This window comes from Okeania sp. SIO2B9, from assembly GCF_010672505.1.
Taxonomy (GTDB): domain Bacteria; phylum Cyanobacteriota; class Cyanobacteriia; order Cyanobacteriales; family Microcoleaceae; genus Okeania; species Okeania hirsuta.
In genome coordinates this window covers 1-5,671 of the sequence record NZ_JAAHGK010000405.1, presented here as the reverse complement: position 1 = coordinate 5,671, position 5,671 = coordinate 1, and the positions used below count along the sequence as shown (strand labels likewise).

At 35.3% G+C, this 5,671-nt stretch carries 4 protein-coding genes; 2 read left to right on the top strand and 2 right to left on the bottom strand.

Annotated elements, in window-relative coordinates; all coding sequences use genetic code 11:
- Positions 1-252: 252 nt before the first annotated feature.
- On the top strand, positions 253-1,614 hold the full coding sequence (locus tag F6K13_RS15545) for an ArsB/NhaD family transporter (protein WP_287287800.1): 1,362 nt from the start codon (positions 253-255) through the stop codon (positions 1,612-1,614).
- Between the two features lie 1,117 nt (positions 1,615-2,731).
- Here the strand turns inward: F6K13_RS15545 and F6K13_RS15540 are convergent.
- Positions 2,732-4,207, bottom strand: coding sequence for an alpha-amylase (locus F6K13_RS15540; protein WP_287242328.1), 1,476 nt, complete (start codon positions 4,205-4,207; stop codon positions 2,732-2,734).
- 256 nt (positions 4,208-4,463) lie between these two features.
- A complete protein-coding gene (locus F6K13_RS15535; RefSeq protein ID WP_161564550.1) occupies positions 4,464-4,625 on the bottom strand; it encodes a hypothetical protein in 162 nt (53 codons plus the stop codon).
- 60 nt (positions 4,626-4,685) lie between these two features.
- Between F6K13_RS15535 and F6K13_RS15530 the strand changes: the two genes are divergently transcribed.
- Positions 4,686-5,456, top strand: a complete 771-nt coding sequence (locus F6K13_RS15530; protein WP_287287799.1) for a class I SAM-dependent methyltransferase — start codon at positions 4,686-4,688, stop codon at positions 5,454-5,456.
- Positions 5,457-5,671 lie beyond the last annotated feature (215 nt).

The following is a 5,671-nucleotide window of genomic DNA, read 5'->3' as shown; positions in this document are numbered from 1 at the left end:
TGTAGTAATATTTTTTGAAAGTGTTATGAACCAGATATGAAATGATTGAAGAATAAAGAAGGAAGGACTGAAGTTGGAAAAAGAAAAAAGTGGATGGAGAATACTCAAATAAGCAGCTCTGCTCGACGGAACTCCAACAAACTTGTAGACACTGCAGGTGAGGTGTGGGGTATTAAACCTTAAAAAAAAAAGATAATGTTATAGTAAGTTTAGAAAAAAATCTCACAAAAACAAATAATAATCACCTATATTATGGGTTGGCAAATAGTCTTAATTCCATTGATTTTTCTAGGTACTCTAATTCTTGTATTTTGGCAGCCAAAAGGTTTAGATATAGGTTTCAGTGCAATGATAGGAGCCTGCCTAACACTCACAACTGGTCTAGTTTCTCTAGCAAATATGCCTACATTGATTTGGGCAATTTTAGTAAATACTACCTTTACTTTACTAGCTTTAATAACTATTAGTTGGATATTGCAACAAAAGGGAGTTTTTCGTTGGTTCGGATTTCATATTGCTAATTGGAATCTGGGTAGCGGTAAACTTTTATTTGTCACACTGCTAATATTAGTAGCTCTAGTTAGTGCTATTTTCGCTAACTATGGTAGTACCTTATTATTTCTACCAATAGTAATTGAAGCTCTAATTTTACTCAAGTTTACCCCTAAAGAAATTATCCCATTTCTGATAGCTTGTGGCTTAGTTGCTGACATCAGTAGTCTACCATTTTCTATCAGTAATTCAGTCAATTATATTGCTACTACTACATACAATATTTCTTTTGGTAGTTATATAATTATAATGCTACCTATTAGTTTCGTGACAATTGCTGCCAGTATTGTTGTTTTGTTGTTTTACTTTTGGCCTGATATTCCTAGGAAATATAAAAAATTTAGATTCAGAAAAAATTATCTAGAAAGAGCATTACCAGCAACCAGTATAGAACCAAAAATCAGCCTGAAACTTGCGGAGGAAAGTCAAAATAAGCATAATTTATACCTACAATCAGAAGAATTACTTGAGAGTGAAGAAAGTCACAAAATTTCAGTTAATAGTTTGCAGAATAATTATCGATTCCAAGATTTTATTTCTCAAACTAAATTTTTAACAAATTACTGTTTTTCTCTCTTTAAATTGATATTTTATCCTTTCCTGCCAGTGATTTTATTTATCTGGGCAATGTACATAATAGTTTTTGGTCTGAGTAACTATGGTTTAACAGATGTAATTAAATATTTGTTAGTTCAAATCTCTGGATGGGGATTTTCTCTAGCTATTATTGCTACTGGTTTTTTATCTGCATTTATTAGCGCAGTCTGTAATAATTTACCATCTTCTTTGATTAACATATTGACAATTCAAACTGCACCAATAATAGATTATAATATTTCAGAAGCAATGGTTTATGCTACTATTATTGGCTGTGTTGTTGGTGCTAAAATTACTCCTATTGGTAGTCTATCTACTCTATGTTGGTTTTATATGATCAAGCGACATGGTTTTCAAATTAGTTGGAAAAATTACTGTGGTATTAGTTTAGCTATCATTTTACCTATTTTATTTATTAGTCTTTTGAGTTTAATTATTTGGCTGCCAGGAATGCAAATTAATTAAATGCGAATATACCAATCATATAGAACCAATTTGTAATCTATTTAAAAATAGATGGGGAGATGGGGGATGGGGTGTATTGAAGTATTTTCAATTCTTGCTTCAATCCATTCACGACTCCGTGTCTCTAAAATTTTTACGCGGGTAAATATATCAAAAATCGTTCCTTGGAAATGGAATGAATTAATTATACCAATTCCCAAAAGTATTGCTATACTTGGGCAATACTTCAGTTGTCAACTAATCAGCACAATCCGAATCACTTTGTATGCTAATTTTAGCTCGCGAATGATGTTAATTATTCTTATGTTTGCTTCTCCCCCATTCCCCTACTCCCCTACTTCCCCTCCTGGGAGGGGTTAGGGATGGGTCCCCTACTCAACAAAATGTAGAAAAGTTTTTGAGAAATGGTATTACTTATCCCACACTTTACCGAAAAATTGTGGGTATGCGCCTCCCCTTTTAAGGGGATAATAAAAAAAATTTTCATGAATTTGTCAATCCTCTTCTTTTCAAGGAGAGGTAATTATTCATTATTCATTATTCATTATTAATTTTTGAATGATGCACTACCGAAATTATCAATTTTTGGCGTTGGTGAAGCGCGTGTATGATATTAATTTTCATTACTTAGGAGTCAGGAGTCAGGAGTCATATCAAATCCGGTAGCATCGGTATTGTATAGAGAAGGTAAGGAAAATGGAAGAGGAAAGATGGAGGAGGAAGAAGGTTTCAGAGTCAGAAAAAAACTTAAACAGGACTTACGCAAATTGACCTTTAAAGCACCATCTGTAGGGGCGAATGGCATTTGCTAACGCAAAGCTCCGCTAACGCCCTAGCTATATGTAGAGTCCCTGCGTAAGTCCTGTTAAATTTCCTGTAGATATTCACCCTTGGGTTTACACAAACGATTGCCTTCGGACATGATATCAGGAGTCAGGAGGGAAGAAAGAAGAATAAACAGGAGTAGAAGGAGAAAGTTTTTTGGTCGCGTAAAGGTAACGGAGTTCTATCGAACTCTTATCCGGGCATGATATCATACCTCAAATCACCAACGCCCAATTTTTTTCCCCTACTCCCTAGTCCCTAGTCCCTCTTTTCTGAAAATGTCTATTAGTTATTATTCTTGTAACCAAACAGAAACTGACCCGCCATTACACCGAAATTTAGCCCAACCAGAGTCATTAGTATAAATGGGTTCCTGAATATGTTCCGTGAGGTCATAAAACTTAGCATTTGGTTTACCCACTTCCATCCACTTGTAACCTGGATAGCTATCACTCATAATTACAGCCATTGCTTTCGGATGTTCTTCAGTACCCAAACGAGTCCAACCTACAGTATTGTAATGATCGAAATAATCATATTGCTCCCCATAAGCATAATATTTCCGGGCAAAAAGTAACTTATCAATTATCCAACGGTGGGATGGTAAGAAAATCTTGTAACGGTTGCCATCTTTCCCATAATCTTCATACTCTGCACCATAATAGTCAGCATAAAAAATGCAAGGATATCCTTCACGACGCAACAAAATAATGGCATAAGCTAAAGGCTTAAACCAAGGTTCAACAGGAGCTTCCAATGCTTGTAAAGGTTGTGAGTCATGGTTTTCCACAAAAGTAACAGCATTGACCGGACGTTCCTGCATCAAAGTACCATTGAGAATATGGCGCATATCATAATGTCCGCCCGATTTACTCGCATAATAAAAGTTGTAATGTAGAGGAACATCAAACACAGACATTCTGCCACCAACTGAATTAATATACCAGTGCAACGTACCAATATCGTTGAACCAATATTCCCCAACCATAAATAAATCCTTCTGAAAATGATGTTCTAATACATCTATCCACAGAGGAAAAAACCAGGATGAAATATGTTTGATAGCATCTAGACGGAAACCATCGACTCCCGTAGTTTCTATATACCACTTACCCCAACGTATCACTTCATCCCGAACTTCTTTACTCTGGAAATCAATATCGCATCCCATCAGGTAAGCATAGTTGCCATTTTCCAACGCCACATAATCATCAAAGCTTTTCCCTTCAAATAGATATATAGTATTTTGTTCCTTGCTATAGTCATCATAATCTACTGCATCAAAATGCCACCAATGCCACTCAAAGTCAGAATACTTTTTTTGCCGACCAGGAAATGGAAAATGAGTATAACCTTTAACTTCACGCATTCCACCCTTGGGATGAATGCGGTTATCCTTGGAAAAAGGAGTTGCTTTGACAATTTCTGTTCCATCAGCACCCATGCGGTGGTTGAGAACTCCATCAGCATAGACATCAATACCAACATTGTGTAGAGCTTGAATAGCATCTAAATATTGTTGGCGATCGCCATATTTTGTCCGAACAGTACCTTTTTGGTCAAATTCCCCCAAGTCATACATATCATAAACCCCATATCCCACATCATAAGTCCCCCCTATACCTTTGTAAGCTGGTGGTAACCACATGGCGGTAAAGCCTGCATCTGCTAATTCTTGGGCCATACTTGCCACTTGATTCCACAGGATAAGATTTGGGTCAATATACCAGTGGAAATATTGCATCATTACGCCGTTAATTTCTGCCATGTTCGGAAATCCTCAAATCTATCAATATGATTATGGCTGTTTCGTGGGGGTGAAGCAATAGCGACATTCTTGAAAGGATTACTGGTCCTCATTTTTAGCCATTCTCAGCCTTCTTCGTCAACTACATAAATTTTCAATTCTCACCCAAAGAGATTAATCAAGATAGGTAAACAATAAAGCCCATAATACCAGTTATATAAGTAGAGCAAGGAATATTTAATTTATATTCAAAATTTTGAAAAAACTGGGGCAAGTTTTAGGTTTGGCTCAAAGCCGAATTTTCTTGGACATATTCAACAGTGTTCATAACCGAATCAATCTCAACTTCTGCACCTACGCGAACCACAAATTCACTGGGTCCAAATTCTGTACCAACATTTCCCCATATGTCTAATATTTTTTTTAATTTATATGCCATGATTTGATAATTGAGTTAAATTTATTAAAAGTAATATTAGTTAAGGTATGCTGAGATAAAATGAACCCACTAAATCGATTTTCCGATCGAGCCGAAGATTATGCTCAGTATAGAGCAAATTATCCAAAAGAAGCGATCACTTTAATGATTTCTGGATTTGAAAATCCTTCAGAATTATTAGCAGCAGATATTGGAGCTGGTACAGGTATTGGTTCTAGAATGTTAGCTGAACAAGGTATTAATGTCATAGCTATTGAACCAAACCTTAAAATGAAGAATGCTGCTCAATCTCACCCTTTAATAGAGTTTAGAGAAGCAACGGCAGAAGCGACTAATCTTCCTAATGAATCAGTTGATTTAGTAACTTGTTTTCAAGCTTTTCATTGGTTTAATCTGGAACCTACTTTACAGGAATTTCACAGAATTTTAAAACCCTCTGGCAAATTAGCACTTTTATGGAATAACTGGAATAGAGAAGATGGATTTACTAAAGAAAATAGTAACTTAATGAAGCAGATATCTAAACATCATTCAAACACTAAAAAAAAACGACGTTTTTCAATTGCTTCCATAGAAAAAAGTTCCTATTTTGTCAATTTTCAACATTCAACATTTACTCACAGACAAGAGTTAGATTTGCCAGGATTAATAGGTCGTATTATGAGTTCGTCATCAGTGCCAAATCAAGGTTATGAACGAGAACAAATTACGGCAAATTTGAAAGCATTATATGAGCGATGGGTAGATAAAAAAGGTCTAGTTTATTTACTATATCGTACAGAACTATATGTTGCTGAACCCAGGTTAATAATTACTCCAAATCAGTTTTGACAGAACTTAGTAATGCTGTCAGAAAATTTTATTTTTATTTCTACTTAAAAAAATAACTTTGAGCGCAGAGTATTAATTGTGTAGAAAAAATCGTTAAAAATATGATATCAAATCCGTTTAATTAGGTATAAAAATATTGTCCATCTTCACCATTGCCAAATCTTTATAACTGTTTTCCCTCCTGACTCTTGTACGTCGCTAATCCGACGTCTCCC

Excerpts from the sequence above, each read along its gene's own strand:
- F6K13_RS15540 (WP_287242328.1), bottom strand. The coding sequence starts at position 4,207 with ATGGCAGAAATTAACGGCGTAATGATGCAATATTTCCACTGGTATATT.
- F6K13_RS15545 (WP_287287800.1), top strand. The coding sequence starts at position 253 with ATGGGTTGGCAAATAGTCTTAATTCCATTGATTTTTCTAGGTACTCTA.
- F6K13_RS15535 (WP_161564550.1), bottom strand. The coding sequence starts at position 4,625 with ATGGCATATAAATTAAAAAAAATATTAGACATATGGGGAAATGTTGGT.
- F6K13_RS15530 (WP_287287799.1), top strand. The coding sequence starts at position 4,686 with ATGAACCCACTAAATCGATTTTCCGATCGAGCCGAAGATTATGCTCAG.